This window comes from Colwellia sp. KS18-150 (assembly GCF_057551365.1).
The window spans coordinates 58,970-82,136 of the sequence record NZ_BAAJMC010000013.1 but is presented as its reverse complement, the minus strand read 5'-3'; the positions used below and the strand labels follow the sequence as shown (position 1 = coordinate 82,136).

At 36.2% G+C, this 23,167-nt stretch carries 19 protein-coding genes and 2 tRNA genes; 11 read left to right on the top strand and 10 right to left on the bottom strand.

The window, feature by feature from the left end; genetic code table 11:
• The first annotated feature begins 268 nt into the window (after positions 1–268).
• Positions 269–1,354: an alanine racemase gene (gene alr, locus AC27IF_RS14495; protein WP_487055052.1), complete on the top strand. Its 1,086-nt coding sequence runs from the start codon at positions 269–271 to the stop codon at positions 1,352–1,354.
• Positions 1,355–1,408: 54 nt separating this feature from the next.
• Here alr and AC27IF_RS14490 read toward each other — a convergent pair whose 3' ends face one another.
• Together AC27IF_RS14490 and queE are read right to left on the bottom strand one after the other, a co-directional pair.
• Positions 1,409–2,089: a DUF3313 family protein gene (locus AC27IF_RS14490; RefSeq protein WP_487055051.1), complete on the bottom strand. Its 681-nt coding sequence runs from the start codon at positions 2,087–2,089 to the stop codon at positions 1,409–1,411.
• A gap of 108 nt (positions 2,090–2,197) precedes the next feature.
• Entirely contained in the window at positions 2,198–2,890 is a 693-nt protein-coding gene (gene queE / locus AC27IF_RS14485; RefSeq protein ID WP_487055050.1) for a 7-carboxy-7-deazaguanine synthase QueE, read from the bottom strand.
• A gap of 112 nt (positions 2,891–3,002) precedes the next feature.
• On the opposite strand from queE, the gene queC reads away from it, so the two are divergent.
• The 3 genes from queC (at position 3,003) to AC27IF_RS14470 (ending at position 5,114) form a co-directional block, all read left to right on the top strand.
• Entirely contained in the window at positions 3,003–3,689 is a 687-nt protein-coding gene (queC, locus tag AC27IF_RS14480; protein WP_487055049.1) for a 7-cyano-7-deazaguanine synthase QueC, read from the top strand.
• Positions 3,690–3,760: 71 nt separating this feature from the next.
• Positions 3,761–4,723, top strand: a complete 963-nt coding sequence (locus AC27IF_RS14475) for an ion transporter (protein WP_487055048.1) — start codon at positions 3,761–3,763, stop codon at positions 4,721–4,723.
• A gap of 178 nt (positions 4,724–4,901) precedes the next feature.
• Complete coding sequence (locus AC27IF_RS14470) at positions 4,902–5,114, top strand: hypothetical protein (RefSeq protein WP_487055047.1); 213 nt, start codon at positions 4,902–4,904, stop codon at positions 5,112–5,114.
• Positions 5,115–5,121: 7 nt separating this feature from the next.
• Here the strand turns inward: AC27IF_RS14470 and uvrB are convergent, their stop codons facing one another.
• Together uvrB and AC27IF_RS14460 are read right to left on the bottom strand one after the other, a co-directional pair.
• Positions 5,122–7,143 (bottom strand): excinuclease ABC subunit UvrB, encoded by a 2,022-nt coding sequence (gene uvrB, locus AC27IF_RS14465; RefSeq protein WP_487055046.1) that lies wholly within the window; start codon positions 7,141–7,143, stop codon positions 5,122–5,124.
• Positions 7,140–8,528: an MATE family efflux transporter gene (locus AC27IF_RS14460; protein ID WP_487055045.1), complete on the bottom strand. Its 1,389-nt coding sequence runs from the start codon at positions 8,526–8,528 to the stop codon at positions 7,140–7,142. The genes uvrB and AC27IF_RS14460 overlap by 4 nt, the downstream gene beginning before the upstream one ends.
• 494 nt (positions 8,529–9,022) lie before the next feature.
• Between AC27IF_RS14460 and AC27IF_RS14455 the strand changes: the two genes are divergently transcribed.
• A tRNA-Asn gene (locus tag AC27IF_RS14455) sits at positions 9,023–9,098 on the top strand.
• Between the two features lie 40 nt (positions 9,099–9,138).
• Positions 9,139–9,214: transfer RNA gene (locus tag AC27IF_RS14450), tRNA-Asn, on the top strand.
• A 241-nt stretch (positions 9,215–9,455) separates the two neighbouring features.
• Here the strand turns inward: AC27IF_RS14450 and AC27IF_RS14445 are convergent.
• The 3 genes from AC27IF_RS14445 to clpS all read right to left on the bottom strand — a co-directional run bounded on the left by AC27IF_RS14445 (position 9,456) and on the right by clpS (position 12,984).
• A complete protein-coding gene (locus AC27IF_RS14445; protein ID WP_487055044.1) occupies positions 9,456–10,247 on the bottom strand; it encodes a PhzF family phenazine biosynthesis protein in 792 nt (263 codons plus the stop codon).
• Between the two features lie 98 nt (positions 10,248–10,345).
• A complete protein-coding gene (gene clpA, locus AC27IF_RS14440; protein ID WP_487055043.1) occupies positions 10,346–12,607 on the bottom strand; it encodes an ATP-dependent Clp protease ATP-binding subunit ClpA in 2,262 nt (753 codons plus the stop codon).
• Between the two features lie 56 nt (positions 12,608–12,663).
• Positions 12,664–12,984 carry an ATP-dependent Clp protease adapter ClpS gene (gene clpS / locus AC27IF_RS14435; protein ID WP_487055042.1) on the bottom strand — a complete coding sequence of 107 codons (321 nt, stop codon included), beginning with the start codon at positions 12,982–12,984 and terminating at the stop codon, positions 12,664–12,666.
• A gap of 254 nt (positions 12,985–13,238) precedes the next feature.
• On the opposite strand from clpS, the gene cspD reads away from it, so the two are divergent.
• Complete coding sequence (gene cspD, locus AC27IF_RS14430; protein ID WP_487055041.1) at positions 13,239–13,457, top strand: cold shock domain-containing protein CspD; 219 nt, start codon at positions 13,239–13,241, stop codon at positions 13,455–13,457.
• A 154-nt stretch (positions 13,458–13,611) separates the two neighbouring features.
• Here the strand turns inward: cspD and icd are convergent, their stop codons facing one another.
• Positions 13,612–14,862 carry an NADP-dependent isocitrate dehydrogenase gene (gene icd / locus AC27IF_RS14425; protein ID WP_487055040.1) on the bottom strand — a complete coding sequence of 417 codons (1,251 nt, stop codon included), beginning with the start codon at positions 14,860–14,862 and terminating at the stop codon, positions 13,612–13,614.
• A 280-nt stretch (positions 14,863–15,142) separates the two neighbouring features.
• A complete protein-coding gene (locus AC27IF_RS14420; protein WP_487055039.1) occupies positions 15,143–17,374 on the bottom strand; it encodes an NADP-dependent isocitrate dehydrogenase in 2,232 nt (743 codons plus the stop codon).
• 217 nt (positions 17,375–17,591) lie between these two features.
• On the opposite strand from AC27IF_RS14420, the gene AC27IF_RS14415 reads away from it, so the two are divergent.
• A complete protein-coding gene (locus AC27IF_RS14415) occupies positions 17,592–18,218 on the top strand; it encodes a pseudouridine synthase (RefSeq protein WP_487055038.1) in 627 nt (208 codons plus the stop codon).
• Positions 18,219–18,238: 20 nt separating this feature from the next.
• Here the strand turns inward: AC27IF_RS14415 and AC27IF_RS14410 are convergent, their stop codons facing one another.
• Complete coding sequence (locus AC27IF_RS14410) at positions 18,239–19,468, bottom strand: MFS transporter (protein ID WP_487055037.1); 1,230 nt, start codon at positions 19,466–19,468, stop codon at positions 18,239–18,241.
• 355 nt (positions 19,469–19,823) lie between these two features.
• On the opposite strand from AC27IF_RS14410, the gene mnmA reads away from it, so the two are divergent.
• The 3 genes from mnmA (at position 19,824) to purB (ending at position 23,107) form a co-directional block, all read left to right on the top strand.
• Positions 19,824–20,972 (top strand): tRNA 2-thiouridine(34) synthase MnmA, encoded by a 1,149-nt coding sequence (gene mnmA / locus AC27IF_RS14405; RefSeq protein ID WP_487055036.1) that lies wholly within the window; start codon positions 19,824–19,826, stop codon positions 20,970–20,972.
• A 70-nt stretch (positions 20,973–21,042) separates the two neighbouring features.
• Complete coding sequence (gene hflD / locus AC27IF_RS14400; RefSeq protein WP_487055035.1) at positions 21,043–21,681, top strand: high frequency lysogenization protein HflD; 639 nt, start codon at positions 21,043–21,045, stop codon at positions 21,679–21,681.
• A 55-nt stretch (positions 21,682–21,736) separates the two neighbouring features.
• Positions 21,737–23,107: an adenylosuccinate lyase gene (gene purB, locus AC27IF_RS14395; RefSeq protein ID WP_487055034.1), complete on the top strand. Its 1,371-nt coding sequence runs from the start codon at positions 21,737–21,739 to the stop codon at positions 23,105–23,107.
• Positions 23,108–23,167 lie beyond the last annotated feature (60 nt).

Below are 23,167 nucleotides of genomic sequence, written 5' to 3'. Positions count from 1 at the left end.
AATAATTTTCTCAACAAATAATCGTCAGTTTAAAATGATAAAAGTCGCATTTTTACTCAGTCCTAGCTACAAATAAAATATTCAAACGACAACAAATAGCAGAATAATTTATATCTAGTAACAATTTATAATATGGTATTCATTTCTCTTTTTGATATAAAGGTAAAATATCTTTACAAAGAATATATCCTCACCTTTTAATAAAACAAGCGTGATATACTCTAATAAATTTAAAGGTAACGCGCTGAATATCGTTAATAAAATCAATATGAGTTATCAGTCTAGACAAACCCAAGCCATTGTTAATTTAACAGCCATTGAGCATAACTACCGAGAAATGGATTCACTAGCTCCCGAAAGTGAAACTATTGCGGTAATTAAAGCCAATGCCTATGGCCATGGCGCCACGTTGGTTGCAAAACAATTAGATAATAACGCTCCTGCATTTGCTGTCGCATTTATTGATGAGGCATTGTCTTTGCGAGAATCGGGTATTACTTCGCCAATATTAATCTTAGAAGGCCCCTTTGCGCCACAAGATTTTGTCGTTGCCCAAAACCATAACTTTTGGTTAATGTTACACAACAACGAACAAATTGATTGGCTAATACAATGCTCTCCAGCTCATCAAGGAAAACTGTGGTTAAAAGTTGATACTGGTATGAATCGTCTTGGCTTTATGCCCGAACAAGTTGCTAAAGTAATGGATAAGTTAAGCGAGTCACAACAACAAGGTATTGTGTTATGTACTCATTTTTCCAACGCAGACGAAAAGAACAATGCTAAAACGTTAACGCAAATATCAGCTTTAAGATCATTAGCAAAATCCTACCAATGCCAATTAAGCTTGGCAAATTCAGCCGGAATAATTAACTGGCAAGAAAGCTTTGGCGATTATAACCGTTTAGGTATCGCGCTTTATGGTGCGACTCCTACTGCTAACGGCAATTTGCCTGTGACTTTAATTCCAGCAATGACATTACAATCATGCATTATTGCAATAAGAAAGCTACAAGTAGGTGATCACGTTGGCTATGGTGAAACATGGCAAGCACAACGTCCATCACAAATAGCGACTATAGCTATAGGCTATGCGGACGGGTATCCTAGAAATGCTAAAACCGGTACTCCCGTATGGATTAACGGTGAACTAGCGCCAATAGTAGGTCGTGTTTCTATGGACATGATCACTGTAGATGTGACCAATCTCAAATCAGTAAACGTAGGCGATAGTGTCGAGCTTTGGGGAGAAAACCTCGCGGTAGAAAAAGTTGCTGAATTTATGGATACTATCAACTATGAATTACTCACTCGAATTTCTCATAGAGTCCCTAAAAAATATATTTATAAATAAAAAAGCCTTGTCAGTAACTGACAAGGCTTAGAAGAAGCTAAATTTCAATACAAGTTATTTTACTGGCTTACTATGAGCTTGCTCATAACTTTCTCTCAAGTTTTTAGCCCACTTACGTATAGTTCTTTTAGCATCCGCAGTGTTAGTGACGCGATTTGCCCACTGAGTATACCCTCTATCACCAACAACTTCTGAGTCAATGATTCTCGCGAGTATTTCACCACTAACTCCATCATATAATTCTAAGAATAATGTTGCCTCTCCTGTTTCTTGAACATAAGTTTTAACATTAGCAGCAGGTTTAGTATCAGGCGCATTGATGTCTAAATTGATAATAGCTGGTCTCATAATAAGAGTCCCTGAACTGATTTCATCGACTATCTTCACTTCACCATGGTTACCAAACTCTTCTTTAAATACTTCATCAAACAGTTCTGCGACCCCTGCTTTAATGCGTAATACATCTTCGTCTTTTATTCTCGTTGATAGGTTTGCAGTATTACGATTATAGTTTCGTTGCCAGTTTTTCTTAAAAGCAACTTGGCTAGGTAATATCTTTACCTGAGAGTACTCAGCAAAGTTCGCACCTTCTTTTTTATACGCAAGTGTCGAGCGCTTGTTTACCTTTAATTGCATCCCGTCTTCAGATACTTGAGGTGCATTTGTTGATTGACAGCCAACGGCAAGAGTTACCATAGCTGCTACCAATCCCATTTTAAAAGTCTTGCTCATCATCATTTATCCTTATCTCGTGAATGAAAAAAACATAATGTTAATATAACGTAAACCAAACTAGTGTAACTAGATCTTTATTTCAATGTAAATAGTTAATTTGTAATAGTATTACTCAATACCTAAGTATTTATGTACCTGAACTGATAGTCTCCAGTTATTTGCAATACACGTTTGAATTGCTAATTCTGTGGCACGAGTTTTTTGACTAATAGGTTGCAAATAGATAGGGGTGTCACATACATTATGGGTTTTTAACAGTGATTTTAGATCATCTACATGTTGCTCGGTAGCAATAGGATGTTTGATTTCATTCGCACGATTCATAGCACTGGATAAAATAGCGTAGCCACCGCGCATATTAATTTTGGGGGATACTGTTACCCAACACTTATCTGAGACATTAATCTCAAAGGTACCCGAAGTTTCAACCTGCGTACTGTAATTTTGCTCTTCAAATGCGTTGCAAAGTGGTGTTAAATCAACCATGCAAGGCTCGCCTCCAGTGATAACAATATGTTTTGCTTTAAAACCTTTAGCTGAAACTAGGTTTAAGATCTGTGAAACACTCATGTTAGCCCATTGAGAGGTTTCTTCTGTTTTTGAAAACATAACATCTTGATTGACTTCATCATCAAGAGATACATCCCAAGTATGTTTGGTGTCACACCATGAACATGCTACAGGACAGCCTTGTAAGCGAATAAATATTGATGGTTGCCCTGTAAATGAGCCTTCACCTTGTATAGTTTCAAAGAGTTCATTGATTTTATATCTGGTGTTAATATCTGAGCAAGTTTTCACTTTATACTTTTGCCTGTTAGTTTAATCGAGTAAAATATAGTTTATCGATTATACCTTATACCGATCATTTTCTTATACGAATTGGTATTATTATTTTTAAAGAGACTCAATAATGACAGAAAAACTATCCGCTAATGACAAATCTTCAGGTAAAGTGGTTGTTATATATTCTGGTGGCATGGATTCATTTACTGTACTTAATCGTGCGTTAAAAGATGGTAAACAAGTCTATGCATTATCTTTTGATTATGGACAACGACATGTAAAAGAGTTGGAATGTGCGAGCAGTGTTTGTAATTCATTAAATATTCCTCATAAAGTTATCGATATATCAGCAATAAACCAGCTGTTAGCTGGCTCTTCTCTTACCGATGATATAGAGATCCCTGAGGGACATTATGAAGCTGAAAATATGAAATCAACCATAGTGCCTAACCGTAATATGATCTTAATATCTTTAGCTGTTGGTTATGCCGTTTCTGTTGAAGCTGCACAAGTTTATTATGGTGCTCATTCAGGCGATCATGCGATATACCCAGATTGTCGCCCTGAGTTTGTAGAAAAAATGAATGATGTTTGTCAAATCGCCAATTATGAAAGCGTTGAGATTTTTAGCCCTTATCTAAATGTAAACAAAACAGCTATATTAACTGATGGTATTAATATGGGTTTAAATTATAGTAATACTTGGACCTGCTATAATGGTCGAGAAAAAGCTTGCGGGAAATGTGGTGCGTGCCAAGAGCGTTTAGAGGCTTTTCGTGATAATAATGTTACTGACCCAATTGCTTATGAATAATAAGTGGCGAGTTTAAGCATTTACGCATACACAATAATCTTAGTTTTACGTTAACTAAAAACAGTGAAATCATGTCAGAGCCTTTATTAGAGAATACAGTAACTTCTACTAGTTTAAGAACAAAAACTTATCAACTGCTAGAAAGCGAAACCAAAAGAAGCTTAAGTGCTAGATTAATTAATACTTTACTCATTGTTTTAATTATTACCAATGTGATTGCCGCCGTTTTCGAATCCGAGGCTGAATATCATCAGTTGTATCATCAACAGTTTGCTTTATTTGAACTCATTTCCCTTTCAGTATTTTGTATTGAATATTTGTTACGCGTATGGTGTTGTGTAGAAAGTGAAAAATATTTACACCTATCTAGTGGCAAAGCCAGAATAAACTATATGATGACACCTATGGCATTAATTGATTTAATTGCCATATTACCTTTTATAATCGCAATGTTCTTATCTGTTGATCTTAGAGCCTTAAGATTACTAAGAGTGTTAAGGCTCTTAAAATTAACCCACTATTTTAAAGGCTTTAATATCTTTATTAGTGTTATTAATAAAGAATTAAAAAGCATCACTGCCGCAATGATGGTTATGATGTTTTTAATCATTATCGCCGCAAGTTTAATGCACTCAGTCGAAGGTGAAATTCAACCACATGCTTTCGGTAGTATTATTCAGTCTTTCTGGTGGGCTGTAGTGACCATGACAACAGTTGGCTATGGTGATGTAGTACCTGTTACTGCCATTGGAAAAATCATTTCAACGTTTATCATGCTAATTGGTGTGGGCTTGGTGGCATTACCAGCAGGAATGCTAGCCGCTCGTTTTGGTGAGGAGTTAAGAGAGCGTCGTAAAAATTTGAATGCTCATATCAAAGATGCATTATCCTCGGGGTATATTGATAAAGAACAATATCAAGCTTTAGAAGAGTTAGCGGATAAGCTTGAGATAGAGCCAAAAGATCTACAACGTAGTATCACCTTATTAAAACAAGGTCATCATGGGCAAAAATGTCCTCATTGTGGAAAATAATCTAGTCTTCAATAATCTTATCTTTTCTCCTGAAGAATAATATACTGAATTTTAATAACTTTCAGTGCTATAGAATATTATCTTCCTTTGATTATTTTTTTAAGATTAAAACTATATAACCTTTAAGCTAGGCTCGACTAAACTTAAGAAGTATCCACTAATTTTGAGGATAGTTTTTATGTGTGCAACGTACAAACATCATGCTCGGCATTTAAATCAACTAATAGACGCGAATAATGACACTCAGGCTCACTTGTATTTGGAGCAATTATTATTATTTCCAGTAGATATTCAAGATAAAATTATTGAAGATATAAGCCATCTAAGTAATTGCAATAGTGACTCAATTGCTACCATACTTGGTCATTATTCTATTTTAGAGCTTAAATAAATTTACATTAACTTGATAATTGCTGAGTTCTTAACTTAGCAATATCATCACGAACTGAAGCTGCTTGCTCAAACTCTAAGTTTTGCGCGTGCAAATACATTGTTTTTTCTAGTCGCTCTATTTCATTATCAATTTCTTTCGTGGTCATCATGTGGAGTTCGCCTTGCGCATCCACTTTGTAGCCCGCTTGTTGCTCTGCAACCTTGTTTAATTCTTTTCCTTTACTGAAGCCACCAGTATCCATTACGTCGGTTATTTTTCGAATAACCCCTTTTGGTGTGATGCCATTATCGATATTATATTGGTGCTGCTTAGCTCGGCGACGCTGAGTTTCATCAATCGCTTTGCGCATTGATTTAGTCACTTTATCGGCATATAAGATTGCTCGACCATTTATATTACGTGCCGCACGACCAATTGTTTGTATTAAAGAGCGCTCAGAGCGTAAAAAGCCCTCTTTGTCAGCATCGAGTATTGCAACCAGAGAAACTTCCGGCATATCTAAACCTTCACGCAATAGGTTAATGCCGATTAATACATCAAATTTACCTAAACGAAAATCACGAATGATTTCCATACGTTCAACGGTATCAACATCAGAGTGTAAATAGCGTGTTTTAATACCATGTTCATCTAAATAATCAGTTAAATCTTCTGCCATGCGTTTAGTTAACGTAGTCGCCAGTACTCGCTCATTCAATGGTAGACGCTTATTTATTTCCGATAATAAATCATCAACTTGTGTTTCTACGCCGCGCACTTCAATTTCAGGATCCAATAAGCCTGTGGGTCTCACAACTTGTTCAGCTATATCTCCTGCCGATTTTTCAATTTCGTAATTACTAGGCGTGGCAGAAACATAGATAGTTTGTGGTGACAACGCTTCAAATTCATCAAACTTCATTGGTCTGTTATCGAGTGCTGATGGTAGACGAAATCCATACTGTACGAGATTTTCTTTACGTGATCTGTCACCTTTATACATAGCGCCTATTTGTGGCACAGTAACGTGTGATTCATCGATAATTAATAAACCATCATCTGGTAGGTAATCAAATAACGTTGGTGGCGCTTCACCTTGTTCACGTCCTGATAAATAGCGAGAGTAATTTTCGATACCTGAGCAATAACCCAGCTCTGTCATCATTTCAATATCAAACTGTGTTCGCTGAGATATTCTTTGCTCTTCTACTAGGCGGTTATTTTCTTTTAGAAAGGCTGAACGATCTTTTAATTCTATTTTTATATTTTCTACTGCCGCTAGAATTTTCTCTCTTGGAGTCGCATAATGTGTTTTTGGGTAAACAGTTACTCGGGCTAATGTTCGCTCAACTTGCCCTGTTAATGGGTCAAACTGACTAATTCTTTCAATTTCTTCATCAAATAATTCAACGCGTAGTGCTAAACGATCCGACTCAGCAGGGAAAATATCGATGACATCCCCTCTAACCCTATAGGTGGCACGAGAAAATGCCACATCATTACGAGTGTATTGCAATTCAGCTAAACGGCGTAAAATATCACGTTGATTTATAATATCGCCAACACTAATGTGTAACATCATTTTCAAATACGAATCTGGATCTCCTAAACCATATATTGCGGAAACTGAAGCGATAATAATGACATCACGACGCTCAAGCAGTGCTTTAGTGGCAGACAGTCGCATTTGCTCTATGTGTTCATTAACTGAAGCATCTTTTTCAATAAATGTATCCGTTGTCGGTACGTAGGCTTCAGGTTGATAGTAGTCATAATAAGAAACAAAATATTCAACGGCATTATTTGGGAAGAATTCTTTCATTTCACCGTAAAGTTGTGCGGCCAATGTTTTATTGGGCGCTAACATCATGGTGGGACGATTTAATTTTTCAATAACATTCGCGACAGTAAAAGTTTTACCTGATCCTGTAACCCCTAATAATGTTTGATGCGCCAACCCGGAGTCTATGCCATCTAGTAACTGTGCAATAGCCGTGGGCTGATCACCACTAGGTGTATAGTTTGATTCAAGTGTTAATGCTTTCAAGAGATTTGCTCCTGTATCTTGAACTCACCATGAGTAAACTGCTTACTAAACAAACGATAAGAAATTGCTGCCATCAACACATTTCCTAGTAAAGCACCTACAAAAAATCCATGTAAACCCCAGAAGTAACTTCCAATATATGAGAGAGGAACATAGCAGACGAAAAGTCGAATAATGCTTAGCATTAAAGCAACCATCGGCTTATGCAAGGCATTAAATGAAGAGTTGGTTAATATTACAATCCCCTGAAAGCCATAACCTAAAGGTAATATCCAAATAAATAAGGTGATAATTTCAGCTACTGCTTGTTCTTTTGCGAAAGCTAAAGAGATCCAAGGAGCCGCAATGATTAAAACCCCGTAGATTAAAACTTGCCAAAATAAAACAAATTTCACCGACGTTTTAAAGGCATCTTCTACCCTTTTCATATTGCCAGCACCAAAATTTTGACTAATAAAAGGCGGCAGTGTCATTGACAAAGCTAGCACAACTAATGAAGCAATAGATTCTATTCTTGAACCAACCCCAAAGCCTGCAACGGCATGTTCGCCATACCTTGCCACTATTGCGGTCATAATCGCCGCAGCAATAGGCGTTAACATATTAGCACCTGCGGCAGGTAAGCCTATTTTTAAAATACTTCTGCAGGATAAGATAATGGTTTTTAACGGTAATAATGTCGTATGGATTAGATTTTTTTGCTTAGTCAATATTATCAGCACTAAGCCAAAACCAAATAACCATGATATCAACGTAGCAATGGCAGCGCCTTTTAAACCCATTTCAGGGATGGGGCCAAAGCCAAATATAAAAATAGGATCAAGTACCGCATTAATAAGTCCAGCACTTCCCATAATGATACTGGGTGTTTTCGTATCTCCAGAAGCCCGTAAAATAGCATTACCTATCATAGGTCCTATAAGGCATACACTACCTAAGTACCAAATATCCATGTATTGATGAATTAAAGGCAACAACGAGGCTTGTGCACCAAGTAATGTAAATAGCTGATCGGTGAACAAGTAACCTATAAAAGAGATGGTAACAACGACAATAGCAGATAAATATAAAGCCGTGGTTGCGGAGTCCTTAGCTGAATCATGGTCGTCATGGCCTAGATATTTAGCTATCACAGCAGATGTGCCTATACCTAAACCAATCATTAAACTAATAACAGTAAAAGTGACAGGAAAAGTAAAACTTATCGCCGCTAAAGGTTGAGTTCCCAACATACTAACAAAAAATGTATCAATTAAGTTGAACGTCATTAATAAGATCATGCCGTATATCATCGGAATGGTCATTCGCTTAAGTGTTGGTGCAACAGGATCTTTTAGTAAATTAACCGGCTGATTCTTATTGTTTGTTATATTGTTAGACGTCATTAAAGTTTGTTTAAGGCTTATTGTCAATTAGCTTAATTGCTAGAGGTATACATTGTAATCAAAACTAAAAGAAATGCACAGTAAATGGCTGTAAATATCCTTATGGTTAAAAATCAAACTAAAGTATTAAAAAAACACCAAGACAACTGTAAGTAATTGATTATATTAACTTATAATATTTATTGTTTTATCTATTGACTTGCTTGCAGGCTATATAAACCAATTATGTAACGTGTTCTTACAAATTAACTAACATAGTTATCCACAACTTTAGTGGATAACTAAAATAATAATCTCTTTTATTACGCATAGATAAACAGTGTTTAGAAAACTATCAACAAACGACGATAAACTGACATTAGTGAACGCAATTTAAGCAAACGAACGAATAAATGATTTTTTCTTAATTTTTGTGTTGACACTTTGACAACAGGTCTTTAATATTCCGCCCCGTTAGCCAAGTTGGTTAACACGCTAATCGAAAGAAAAGCAATTCCCCAATAGCTCAGTTGGTAGAGCGATGGACTGTTAATCCATGTGTCACTGGTTCAAGCCCAGTTTGGGGAGCCACATTAAACTTCACTAATAAACTGAAGTATAAAAAGTTTATTCCCCAATAGCTCAGTTGGTAGAGCGATGGACTGTTAATCCATGTGTCACTGGTTCAAGCCCAGTTTGGGGAGCCACATTACCTAGGTAAGTACGAAAGGCTACGAGAAATCGTAGCCTTTTTTATTGCCTTAAATTCACGCTTTTCCTTTATAAAGAGCGATGGACTGTACTCTCTAATATAAGCATGTGTCGCTGATTGGTTTTCCAAGCCCCCTTCCATTAAGAGCTAGAAGCCACATTACTTAGGTAAGTACAAAAGGCTACGAGAAATCTTAGCCTTTTTTATTGCCTTAAATTTACAGCATAGAGCCATACTTATATTGTGATCACTCCCTTTAAATATTGTATCGCCTTACCTGAAATGAAAACTCTATTATTTTTAACCTCACAACTTAACTGCCCTCCTCTTTTAGAAGCTTGAAAAGCTGTAAGTTTTAATTTATTTAGTTTCTCAGCCCAATATGGAGCTAAGCCGGCATGTATTGAACCGGTTACAGGATCTTCATCTCCTCCATTTGCCGGCCAAAAGTATCGTGAAATAAAATCATATTGCTCTGAAATTGCAGTAACAACCACATCATAAGGAGCCAACTGTTTTAATAACTCATTATTTGGTTTAACATTTATAACATCATCTTCAGAGCTATAAACAACAAAATAGGCCTGCTCACTTAATAAGACGTTTTGTGGCGGTAAGGATAAACCAGTTAAAATTTGCTCGGGAAAATCAGTTATCTCAACAGCTTTTACTATTGGGAAATCCATTTTAATGTAGCCATCATATTCCTTGGTAATGATTAACTCACCTACCGCATCAGCTAAAAATGTAATTGTTCCACATGTATGTATATTATTAAATATGACATATGATGCGGCTAAGGTAGCATGTCCGCAAAAATCAATTTCGGTTATTGGCGAAAACCATCGTATTGCATATTTTCCTTTTCCAATTTGCTTTACAAAAGCCGTTTCAGATAAGTTGTTTTCTGTGGCAATTGATTGCATAACACTATCATTTAACCAATCATCAATAATAATTACTGCTGCAGAATTACCTTTAAAAATGACATCAGTAAAAGCATTTATAAAATGTACATTTAACTTCATCGTTAATTCTTCTTAATTATATTTTCAATTAGATAAGGCACAAAAAAGCCTTATTCTTATCAAAGAATAAGGCTTTATCATTTAATTAATAATAGCAGCTACTTTTCAGTCATTAACTCTTTCTTATTTTCATAACTGATCACTAACTGATCTTTCTTAACACCCACTTTAGCAACACCACCATTAACTAACTCACCAAATAATAACGAATTAGCTAGCTCTTTCTTCAACTTCTCTTGAATTAATCGAGACATTGGGCGTGCTCCCATCGCTTTATCATAGCCATGCTCTGCAAGCCATTTCTTAGCATCGCGTGTTAGCTCTAATGAAACACCTTTTTCATCAAGTTGGGCTTGTAATTCAACAATAAACTTATCAACAACTTGCTGAATAACATCATTATCAAGGTGATTAAACCACACGATATTATCTAGACGGTTTCGAAACTCAGGTGAAAATACTTTATTGATTTCAGTCATCGCATCTAAACTGTGATCTTGCTGTTTAAAGCCAATAGACTTTCGCACAGTTTCCTGTACGCCAGCATTAGTGGTTAAGACTAAAATAATATTCCTAAAATCAGCTTTACGGCCGTTATTATCCGTTAATGTACCGTGATCCATAACTTGTAGAAGTATGTTATAAACATCTTCATGTGCCTTTTCGATTTCATCAAGTAGTACAACAGCATGTGGATGCTTTAATACAGCATCTGTTAGTAGTCCACCTTGTTCATAACCAACATAACCTGGAGGAGCGCCAATCAATCGACTTACAGCATGTTTTTCCATGTATTCAGACATATCGTAACGCAGTAATTCTACACCTAAAATTTTAGATAGCTGTTGCGTTATTTCTGTTTTACCAACCCCTGTAGGACCGGCAAATAAGAATGAACCGACAGGTTTCTCTTCACTGCCCAAACCTGCACGAGATAATCGAATTACCGATGTTAACTTTTCGATAGCATTATCTTGACCAAACACAACAAGCTTTAAGTTACGGTCAAGGTTTTTCAGGCTATCTTTTTCCGTTAAGGATACTGATTTTTCCGGTATACGAGCCATTTTTGCCACTATCGACTCAATATCGGTATTACTTATCGTTTTTTTGCGTTTAGATGCAACGATTAATTGTTGCTTTGCACCTGCTTCATCAATAACGTCAATCGCTTTATCGGGTAAGAAACGTTCATTAATATATTTAGCTGATAGTTGAGCGGCAGCACGCAATGCGGCATTAGTGTATCTAATACCATGATGTGATTCGTACTTTTCTTTTAAGCCTTGTAAAATTTTTGTCGTATCTTCTACGCTTGGCTCAACGATATCTATCTTTTGAAAACGTCTCGCTAATGCTCGATCTTTTTCAAAAATACTTTGATATTCCTGATAAGTTGTAGAGCCAAGACAACGCAATTTACCTGCTGACAACAATGGCTTAATTAGATTTGAAGCATCTAACATACCACCCGATGCAGCCCCTGCACCAATAATAGTATGAATTTCATCGATAAATAGTATTGCGTTAGCATCAGCTTCAAGCTCTTTTAACAAACCTTTGAAGCGTTTTTCAAAGTCACCTCTATATTTTGTACCGGCTAACAATGCTCCCATATCTAATGCATAAATTGTTGTATCCTTTAAGAACTCGGGGACATCATCATTAACAATTAGGTTTGCTAAACCTTCAGCAATAGCAGTTTTACCCACGCCGGCTTCGCCGACGAAAAGAGGGTTATTTTTACGGCGGCGACTAAGCACTTGTAACGTTCTTTCTAATTCGGTATCTCTGCCAATAAGGGGATCAATATTCCCTTTAGCCGCTTCTTCATTAAGGTTAACCGAAAAGTTTTCTATCGTGCGCGGCTCTTCTTCAGTAACTCGCTCACCTTCTTCAATAGCTGAATCACTATTTGGTGAATCAATTTTAGCGATGCCATGAGAAATAAAGTTAACAATATCAAGGCGACTAATATCAGATTTTTTTAGAATATATGCCGCTTGTGATTCTTGTTCACTATAAATAGCAACCAAGACATTAGAGCCATTAACTTCACTTTTTCCTGAAGACTGTACGTGAAAGACTGCTCGCTGTAATACACGTTGAAACCCTAACGTGGGTTGTGTTTCTCGTTCATCTTCATCAGCGGGGATCACCGGCGTAGTTTCTTGAATGAAGTCTAGTAAGCTCTTTTTAAGCTTAACTAAATCAGCACCACACGCTCCTAGAGCTTCTACAGCAGAAGGGTTATCTAAAAGCGCTAATAATAGGTGCTCAACAGTCATAAATTCATGACGGGATTCTTTGGCTTGACGAAAAGCTAAGTTTAGTGAAATTTCTAAGTCTTTATTAAGCATAGGTACTCCAAATCAAATCCTTGCGAACTTTTCTTTATTTCTAGTGATAAAATCATTTACGCTTTTTCTAATACACATTTTAAAGGATGCTCGTTTTCTAACGCAAAGCGAAGAACATGATCAACTTTTGTTTCTGCAATATCTGCAGTAAATGTGCCACAAAGTGCTTTACCTTTATAATGTATTGTTAACATTATGTCGGTAGCTTGCTCAGAACTTTTATTAAAAAATCGACACAATACCTCAACAACAAAATCCATCGGTGTATAATCATCATTCAGTAAAAAAACATGATATTTCGGTGGTTTTTCTACTTTTTCTTTAACATCTTCTTCGACAAGCTCTTGGCTGTCAAATAACTCTTTCCAATTACTCATATATTTATCTTAGTCTCTACGGCTAACTTTTGCTGTAACTTTTTTCTCAATAAATCTTAAAAAAGTGATAATTTTTATCTAATTTCACTTGACTAATTTATTATTTTATCTACGATTCAATAAGTGGCTATTTTTTAGCCGCATGATTGATTGTGAATGCCTAATTATATATTTATTTTGACTGATACTAAAATAACAAAAGAAATAGGCTAATCACAGCAAAAATACTGAAGGATATAGAAGGAAGTAGAAGTATGGCTCACGGTACAGTTAAATGGTTTAATAATGCAAAGGGTTTTGGTTTTATTCGTCCTGATAGTGGTGGTGAAGATATATTTGCTCATTACTCAACAATTGAGATGGATGGTTATAGAACATTAAAAGCCGGACAAGATGTAAATTATGAGTTAAATGAAGGACCTAAAGGACATCATGCGGCAAGTATAAAACCATCAGATTCTGAAATAGATTAGTCTTTATAAATAGTTATCGCTAAAACATTTAATCACTCATGTGTTGAGTAAATTTTATATTTTTAAATAACTTTGCATAACTAAAACAAGACAATAAATAAAAAACACAGCATATGCTGTGTTTTTTGTGTCAATAATATAGCTTTTAGTGTTACTACATATGCTCGATAATACAATCACCAAACTGTGAACAAGTTACTAATGTCGCATCATCCATTAAGCGCTCAAAGTCATAAGTAACTGTTTTAGCTCCAATCGCACCCGACATTCCTTTTAATAACAAGTCGGCAGCTTCTGTCCAGCCCATATGTCTTAGCATCATTTCAGCAGATAAAATAACTGATCCTGGGTTAACTTTATTTTTACCCGCATATTTAGGTGCAGTTCCATGAGTGGCTTCAAAAATAGCAACTTCATCACTTAGGTTTGCTCCAGGAGCAATACCAATACCACCTACTTGAGCAGCTAACGCATCAGATAAATAATCACCATTTAAATTTAAGGTTGCAATAACGCTATACTCTGCTGGGCGTAATAGAACCTGCTGCAGCATTGCATCAGCAATAACATCCTTAATAATGATTTCTTTACCTGTATTTGGGTTTTTCAAGCTACACCAAGGGCCGCCATCAAGTAATTGTGCTCCAAATTCTTCACAAGCTAATTCGTAACCCCAATCTTTAAAAGCACCTTCAGTGAATTTCATAATATTGCCTTTATGAACAAGCGTCACTGAGTCTCTATTATTGTCAATGGCATATTGAATAGCTTGACGAACTAAACGTTGTGTTCCCTCTTTGGATACCGGTTTAATACCTATACCACAATCTTCGGTAAAACGTATTTTAGTCACCCCCATTTCCTGCGATAGAAATGATATTAATTTCTCAGCATCATCGCTGCCTGCTTGATATTCAATACCGGCATAAATATCTTCGGTATTTTCACGAAAGATAACCATATCTACTTCGCATGGTTTTTTAACTGGACTTGGAACTCCAGTAAACCATTGCACAGGGCGTTGACAAACATACAAATCAAGTATTTGTCTTAAAGCAACATTTAAAGAGCGCATACCACCACCAACAGGGGTCGTTAAAGGTCCTTTGATACCTACTTTATATTCTTTAAACATTTCTAGTGTTTCATCAGGAAGCCAGGTTTCTGAATCATACACTTGTGTCGCTTTCTCTCCAGCATACACTTCCATCCAGACAATCTCTTTGTCGCCTTGATAAGCTTTTTCAACAGCAGCATTAACTACTTTGATCATAGGTGGTGTTACATCAATACCAATACCATCACCTTCAATAAAGGGAATGATCGGGTTATTGGGTACTAATAATTTTCCATTGGAAACGGTGATTTTTCCACCTGAGCTGGGGATCGAGATTTTACTTGTCATAAAGTACACTCCTAATTGGAAGAATAAGCATCGAGCAATGCTTATGAAATTTATAAAAGAAACAACACGATAAATCAATCAATATTATATATTAATATTGTTATTCTAAAATATAGCTATATAAAGTGTAGCTGCTTTTTAACTAAAGTAGATGAAAAAGAGCAATTACACTAATCACTTATTTGTGATATTGAACATAAAATATCTGAATGATAAAAAAATTCCAAAAAAAAAGAGCTAAACTTTTCAGTTTAGCTCTCTGCAATCAATACGTTAAATACTATAGTAAAGCAGATAAAATAGTGTTTAATGTTTCGCTTGGACGCATGCCTTTTTCCGCTTTAGCGGTATCAGCAAAGTAATAACCATCAATATCCATGGCTACACCTTGTGCATCATTTAATTCATTAACAATTTTTGATTCTTGTTTAGTGAATGCTTGAGCTACACCAGTAAAAGTAGTTTTAAGCTCGCTATCAACTGATTGCTCTGCTAGCGCTTTAGCCCAATACATGGCCAAGTAGAAATGGCTACCACGGTTATCTAGCTCACCCACTTTACGTGATGGTGATTTGTTGCTATCTAAAAACTCACCTGTAGCTTGATCTAAAGTATCAGCTAATACTTGAGCTTTAGCATTGCCTGTTGTCACACTTAAATGTTCTAAAGAAGCGGCAAGTGCTAAAAATTCACCTAATGAATCCCAACGTAAGTGGTTTTCTTTTTCAAACTGCTGAACGTGCTTAGGTGCTGAACCACCGGCACCAGTTTCAAATAAGCCACCGCCATTCATTAATGGCACAATTGATAGCATTTTAGCACTAGTACCTAATTCTAAAATTGGGAATAAATCAGTTAAGTAATCACGTAATACATTACCGGTTACTGAAATTGTATCTTCACCTTTCGCAATTCTTGCTAATGAAAATTTACACGCTTCAACTGGCGCTAAAATTTGAATATCTAAACCTTCAGTATCATGAATAGCTAAATAAGCATTAACTTTCTTGATAATTTGGCTATCGTGAGCACGGTTTTCATCTAACCAAAATACTGCTGGCATACCAGAAGCACGAGCACGTGTAACAGCTAGCTTCACCCAATCTTGAATTGGTAAGTCTTTTGCTTGACACATACGCCATAAATCACCCACTTCGACATTGTGCTCAAGTAACGTTGTACCAAGTGCATCAACAACACGAACAGTTCCGGCAGTATCCATCACAAATGTTTTGTCATGAGAACCATACTCTTCGGCTTTTTGTGCCATTAAACCAACGTTAGGAACTGTACCCATTGTAGTCGGATCAAAAGCTCCATGCTCTTTACAGAAATCGATAACGGCTTGGTAGATACCTGCATAACAACGATCTGGAATCATTGCTTTAGTATCTTTTAATTGCCCATCTGGTCCCCACATTTGACCTGAAGAGCGAAGCATTGCTGGCATTGAAGCATCAACGATAACATCACTAGGTACGTGAAGGTTGGTGATACCTTTATCAGAATCAACCATGGCAAGCTCAGGACGATTTGCAAAAACTTCAGCTAAGTCGGCTTCAATTTCAGCTTTCTTATCACTTGGTAAACGAGAGATTTTACTATAAACATCACCAATACCATTGTTAGCATCTACGCCAAGCTGTTCAAAAATTTCACTGTGCTTTTCGAATACGTCTGCATAAAATACTTCAACAGCACAACCAAAGATCACAGGATCAGATACCTTCATCATAGTTGCTTTTAAATGAAGCGATAATAAAACGTCTTCTTTTTTCGCGTCTTCAATTGATTGCTTATAAAAATCAACTAATGCCGCTTTACGTAATACAGACGAGTCAATTATTTCACCTGTTAATAACGCTAAGTTTTCTTTTAATACTTTTACATTGCCATCTTGTGAGACAAATTCAATTTTCGCATTGGTCGCATAATTAACCGTTGTAGACTGTTCAGACTGATAAAAGTCATCACCAGACATACTAGCGATATGAGATTTTGAACCACTAGACCATTTCCCCATAGAGTGAGGGTTTTTGCGAGCATACTGTTTAACAGAAGCAGGAGCACGTCGATCAGAGTTACCTTCACGTAAAACAGGGTTTACCGCACTACCTTTAATTTTATCGTAAGTATATTTAATCGATTTTTCAGCTTCATTTTGAGGCTCTTCAGGGTAGTTAGGTAAATCATACCCTTTACCTTGTAATTCTTTAATTACGGCCTGTAACTGAGGTACAGAAGCACTAATATTAGGTAACTTAATAATGTTAGCATCAGGGCTAGTAACCATGTCACCTAGCTCTGCTAATGCATCATCAATGCGTTGTTCTTTGGTTAAATATTTAGGGAAATTAGCTAATATACGACCTGCTAATGAAATATCGCGGGTTTCAACATTAATACCAGAAGATGCAGTATAAGCTTGGATAATAGGTAATAAAGAATAAGTTGCTAGCGCTGGGGCTTCATCGGTAATGGTATAAATTATTTTAGAGGTGTCTGTGCTCATGAGCGTCCTACTTTAATTGATATTTGATTAGCGTACATATTTACGCTGAATTTAACTCGCTATAACAGATTAAGTAAACTAGCCACTTAATCTATGGTTATTTAACATTCGTTATTTAACATTCATTTTTCGCGCGATATAATATAGGAATTCCATGCTTATTTAAATAGCAGAACATAAGCACAATTCGGCATATAGTATATAAACTAAGGCAGTAATGAAGCACAGCAAAGGCAGTATAAGACATAGAGCAAAACCCAACCCAAAGGTACGACCAGTAATAAATATTCAAAAAATATTACTTTTTAATAAACCTTTCGATGTTCTGTGCCAATTTACAGATCAAGAAAACCGAAAAACCTTGAAAGATTATATACCAATAAAGGATGTTTACGCTGCTGGTCGATTAGATAGAGATAGTGAAGGATTATTGTTATTAACTAATGATGGGCAACTACAACACAAAATTGCTCATCCCAAAAAGAAAACCACTAAAACTTACTGGGTTCAAGTTGAAGGTGAGCCAATTGATAATGATTTAGATAAATTACGGCGCGGTGTCATGCTTAAAGATGGTATGACTTTACCGGCAAAAGTTAAACTGTTACCAAACCCATCAGTCTGGCCACGTGTCCCTCCCATTAGAGAGCGCGCTAATATTCCTACTACATGGCTTGAAATAAAAATAACTGAAGGTAGAAACAGACAAGTTCGTAGGATGACTGCCAATATCGGCTTCCCTACTCTTCGGTTGATACGCTATGCAATTGGCCAATGGACAATCAATGATATTGATAATGGCTCGTATAAACTAATAAAATCAGATGAGAATAAAAATAGCTAGCCTTAATATATTTAACAATACTAATTGAGCTGGCTAGGAATATTTCTAGCTGCTATTGGTTGCTCAGGCTTTACAACAAACAATATAAAAGCAAATAAGAGAATAAAAAAGCCTAATATCAACGACGATTCCTGCATACCTATCTTATCTGTCACATCTCCTAAACCCACCAAAATAAACATCCCTAACAATGAATGAAAGGCTTGTTGTATCGATGATAAAGTCACACGCTCTCTATCAGTGAAATGACTATGCCAAAAACGGCTTAAGTAAATAGCTTTATAAGCATTTAACATTACCAAAATAAAAATAAAGCAGATGCTTGTGAGACCTTCAGCAAACCCTATTCCAATAAAGGCGATACTGGCAATACCTATAAAGGCCATTAGCACAGTATTATCAGACCAAAATCGACTTAATTTATCTGCATTCCAACTGATAAAGCTACTGATTATCATCCCAGCAGCCATAACAGCGCCCAAGTATGAGATGTCTGGCAGAATATTTTCCAAAAATGCAGGTCGAATTATCGCGGTGTGTGCTCTAATTGCACCAGCTAGAATACCAGTAAAAAGTAGCATCCAAAGTAGCATTTTATTATTAGCAATTTGCTGAAAGCTTCTTTGTATTAATGAGTGAAATTGAGTTAAGTAATTAACATTGAGTTGTTCTTTAGGGTTTGCATCTAATGTTTCTTGCGCTGTTAATATATAACCAGAGAGAAATAAAAAGATACCGCCCGAAAGGTAGAAGATGATACTTGGATCGATACTATAGCAGTAGCTATATAAAACACCGGCGACACTAGCACTGACTTTAAATAACGCATTACTTTGACCAAGGTATTTCTCAAATTCATCTTCACGATTTAGCTTCTTAAGGGAATCATAAAGTAATGCGTCATCTGCTCCCGACTCTAAGCAAATTCCTATACCACCTATAAAAGCTGCTAGTATAAATATTTGATAATTAAAGCCAGCAGCAATTAAAATGAGCTCTACGCCCATAAGAACACAACCTATAACAATACTTTTTTTACGACCTATCATATCTGCTAGCGCACCAGATGGGACTTCAAATAGTAGTATCACTATAAGACTTGCGACTTCAATTAAGCTTAATTGACGAAAGGTAATGTCAGCGGAAAGGTAAAACAGGTTACATAATGGCCCTACACTTGCGAAACCACATAGAGTGACATAAACCTGATATTTGAAAATATTTTTTCTAAATGCATCCTTGCTAACCATACCTTATCCCACATGTTATGTAATACACATGTAGTGGAATTGAAGCCTATTGTTAAAACTACAGACTGCGAAACTATGATAACAATGCTAAATTTGAATGAAACATCCTAAATTTGGGTACAACTTGATCCCTCACTTACCTACCCACTATTTAAAGTTTTACAATGTTGAATACTTCAACGACACTTTTAGTATAGGAACAGATTAAGGTTTTTTCCTATCCTCGTATGAAGAAAGCACTTTGGCATAATCTATATGTTATAACGTAAATATTGAGTAAATAATTACTAGGTATTTAACCGAGATTATAGACATGCTATAATTTTGCGCCTTTTTAATTAGCACAATTATTTCAATGTCTAACTCAACAAATTCATCAAAAACCACAGAGCATGCTTTACCACAAGACACAAAAGTCATTGTTGGTATGTCAGGTGGTGTCGATTCTTCTGTTTCTGCTTTTTTACTAAAAGAACAAGGTTATCAAGTAGAAGGTTTGTTCATGAAAAACTGGGAAGAAGATGATACAGATGAATATTGTGCCGCCGCTACTGATTTAGAAGATGCTCAAGCTATTTGTGACAAATTAAATATAAAATTACACACAATAAACTTTGCTACTGAATATTGGGATAATGTTTTCAAGTATTTTTTAGCTGAATACAAAGCAGGTAGAACACCTAACCCTGATATCATGTGCAATAAAGAAATTAAATTTAAGGCCTTTTTAGAGTTTGCTTGTGAAGATCTTGGTGCTGATTACATTGCCACAGGGCATTATGTACAAAGAGAATACCGAGATGGTCAATGGAAAATGATCCGTGGTCTAGATAGTAACAAAGACCAAAGCTACTTTCTTTATACATTAGATGAAAAGCAGTTAGGTCAAACCCTATTCCCTGTTGGTCATATTGAAAAGCCTGAAGTACGTGCTATTGCAGAGCAGGCAGACCTTATTACCCATAATAAAAAAGACAGTACTGGTATTTGCTTTATCGGTGAACGTAAGTTTAAAGACTTCTTAGGACAATATTTACCAGCACAACCCGGTATTATTGAATCTGCTGAAGGAGAAGCAGTGGGCCATCATGATGGCTTAATGTACCACACATTAGGGCAACGTAAAGGTTTACGAATTGGTGGTTTAGCCAATGCAGGTGAAGAGCCTTGGTACGTGGTAGAAAAAGATTTATTACGTAATGTACTGATAGTAGGTCAAGGTCATAACCACCCTCGCCTATTTTCAAAAGGGTTAATTGCTAATCAATTACATTGGGTTAACCGACAAGAGTTATCTGAGCCGTTAAGCTGCACAGTAAAAACTCGCTATCGCCAAGAAGATGTTGCTTGTATTGTTACGCGTCTTAATAGTGATTCAGAAACTCCAGAATATCAAATATCATTTGAAGAGCCACAAAGCTCTGTAACTCCAGGTCAATCGGTAGTTTTTTATCAAAATGATATCTGCCTAGGCGGCGGCATAATAAATAGCCTGATTCGTTAATGCATTGATAGCATTTCTCATTACCATATGACGATAAATGAATATTGTCACCAAGCACTTTAGAGTAAGAATGAAAGATCAAACAATAACTTTTGCCGCTATTTGCCAAGTGGCACACCTTGTTCAACAAGTTTCTCGTCATGGGAACACGGCACATGAACAAGAAAATGATAGTTTAGCCACTTTATTAACAAGTATCACCCAAACGTCTCCAGAAAATACCTTAGCCGTTTACGGGGGTGATATTAGCAATATAAAGCAAGGGCTTGAGTTACTAGTTAGTCACTTAGGCGACAGCTCATCAAATAAAGAGAAAGCCAAAGACCCTGAACTAACTCGCTATATAATCAGTTTGATAAATCTAGAGCGTCGTTTAGTTAAACAACCTAAACAATTATCTCTACTAGGTGAACGTATTGAAGCAAGCAAACGACAACTTGAACATTACGAAATCACTAGCGATACACTCATCTCAAGTTTTGCCAGTATCTATAGTGATATTATTAGCCCTTTAGGTGCGCGCATTCAGGTAACCGGTGAGCCAAGTATATTGAAGCAGCCGGCGAACCAACATAAAATAAGAGCTCTATTATTAGCAGGGATTAGATCAGCAGTGTTATGGCGCCAAGTGGGCGGAAAACGTCGATCAGTTTTATTTGCTAGATCCAAGCTAGTCAATACCGCAAAACAACTATTAAGCACAATGTAAGTAACTTATTCAACAAAAGTAAATTTTTAAAAAATACTCAACCTAGGAATTAACTATGGAACTTTCAGCGTTAACAGCCATATCTCCAGTAGACGGTAGATACGGTAGTAAAACCAGTGATTTACGCCCTATTTTTAGTGAATTTGGTTTAACCAAATATCGTGTCACTGTCGAAGTACGTTGGTTACAAAAATTAAGTACTACGCCGCAAATTGCAGAAGTTCCTGCTTTTAGCGATGCTGCAAATCAAGTATTAGATAATATTGTCAGCAATTTTAGCGAGCAAGATGCCCTACGAATTAAAAAAATTGAAGCAACCACAAATCATGATGTAAAAGCGGTTGAATACTTTTTAAAAGAAAAAATTGCTGATAATGCAGAGCTACATGCAGTTACTGAATTTATTCATTTTGCTTGTACTTCAGAAGACATCAACAACTTGTCTCATGGCTTAATGTTAAAAGAATCTCGTGAAGACGTTCTTTTACCAGTAATGGACGAGATTTTAGCGCAAATAAAAGCGCTAGCTGTTGAATATAAAACGATACCAATGATGTGTCGTACTCATGGTCAACCTGCATCTCCAAGTACACTAGGTAAAGAAATGGCGAACGTATATGTTCGCTTAAAGCGCCAACGTGAACAAATTGCTCAAATTGAGTTACTTGGTAAAATTAATGGCGCTGTTGGTAATTACAATGCACACTTAAGTGCGTACCCTGAAGTTAACTGGCATCAATTCGCTGATGAATTTGTCAGCTCTTTAGGCCTTACCTGGAACGCTTTTACTACACAAATTGAACCGCATGATTATATTGCTGAATTATTTGATGCTATTGCACGTTTCAATACTATCTTAATTGATTTTGACCGTGATATCTGGGGTTACATAGCTTTAGGTCACTTCAAGCAAAAAACTATTGCTGGTGAAATTGGCTCATCAACTATGCCTCATAAAGTTAATCCGATTGATTTTGAAAATTCAGAAGGTAACTTAGGTATTGCCAATGCCTTATTTAGTCATTTAGCACAAAAGTTGCCTATTTCTAGATGGCAACGTGATTTAACTGACTCAACCGTATTACGTAATTTAGGTGTTGGTTTTGGTCATGCACTAATTGCTTACCAAGCTACTTTAAAAGGCATTAGCAAACTTGAAGTTAACGAAGCCAATTTAGCTAAAGAACTAGACAGTAACTGGGAAGTACTTGCAGAGCCTGTACAAACAGTAATGCGTCGATATGGTATTGAAAAACCTTATGAAAAACTTAAAGAGTTGACTCGTGGCAAACGTGTTGATGGTGATTCAATGCGTGAGTTTATCAATAACTTAGAATTATCAGATGCGATCAAAGCTGAGTTATGTTTATTAACTCCAGCTAGCTATATTGGCCGTGCTGTCTCATTTATTGATGAATTAGATTAAGCTCAAGTTACAATTAACTGACCATAAAAAGAAGGCTTAGGCCTTCTTTTTTATTTTCTT

Excerpts from the sequence above, each read along its gene's own strand:
- alr (WP_487055052.1), top strand. The coding sequence starts at position 269 with ATGAGTTATCAGTCTAGACAAACCCAAGCCATTGTTAATTTAACAGCC.
- AC27IF_RS14490 (WP_487055051.1), bottom strand. The coding sequence starts at position 2,089 with ATGATGAGCAAGACTTTTAAAATGGGATTGGTAGCAGCTATGGTAACT.
- queC (WP_487055049.1), top strand. The coding sequence starts at position 3,003 with ATGACAGAAAAACTATCCGCTAATGACAAATCTTCAGGTAAAGTGGTT.
- AC27IF_RS14475 (WP_487055048.1), top strand. The coding sequence starts at position 3,761 with ATGTCAGAGCCTTTATTAGAGAATACAGTAACTTCTACTAGTTTAAGA.
- AC27IF_RS14470 (WP_487055047.1), top strand. The coding sequence starts at position 4,902 with ATGTGTGCAACGTACAAACATCATGCTCGGCATTTAAATCAACTAATA.
- AC27IF_RS14460 (WP_487055045.1), bottom strand. The coding sequence starts at position 8,528 with ATGACGTCTAACAATATAACAAACAATAAGAATCAGCCGGTTAATTTA.
- AC27IF_RS14445 (WP_487055044.1), bottom strand. The coding sequence starts at position 10,247 with ATGAAGTTAAATGTACATTTTATAAATGCTTTTACTGATGTCATTTTT.
- clpA (WP_487055043.1), bottom strand. The coding sequence starts at position 12,607 with ATGCTTAATAAAGACTTAGAAATTTCACTAAACTTAGCTTTTCGTCAA.
- clpS (WP_487055042.1), bottom strand. The coding sequence starts at position 12,984 with ATGAGTAATTGGAAAGAGTTATTTGACAGCCAAGAGCTTGTCGAAGAA.
- cspD (WP_487055041.1), top strand. The coding sequence starts at position 13,239 with ATGGCTCACGGTACAGTTAAATGGTTTAATAATGCAAAGGGTTTTGGT.
- icd (WP_487055040.1), bottom strand. The coding sequence starts at position 14,862 with ATGACAAGTAAAATCTCGATCCCCAGCTCAGGTGGAAAAATCACCGTT.
- AC27IF_RS14420 (WP_487055039.1), bottom strand. The coding sequence starts at position 17,374 with ATGAGCACAGACACCTCTAAAATAATTTATACCATTACCGATGAAGCC.
- AC27IF_RS14415 (WP_487055038.1), top strand. The coding sequence starts at position 17,592 with ATGAAGCACAGCAAAGGCAGTATAAGACATAGAGCAAAACCCAACCCA.
- AC27IF_RS14410 (WP_487055037.1), bottom strand. The coding sequence starts at position 19,468 with ATGGTTAGCAAGGATGCATTTAGAAAAAATATTTTCAAATATCAGGTT.
- mnmA (WP_487055036.1), top strand. The coding sequence starts at position 19,824 with ATGTCTAACTCAACAAATTCATCAAAAACCACAGAGCATGCTTTACCA.
- hflD (WP_487055035.1), top strand. The coding sequence starts at position 21,043 with ATGAAAGATCAAACAATAACTTTTGCCGCTATTTGCCAAGTGGCACAC.
- purB (WP_487055034.1), top strand. The coding sequence starts at position 21,737 with ATGGAACTTTCAGCGTTAACAGCCATATCTCCAGTAGACGGTAGATAC.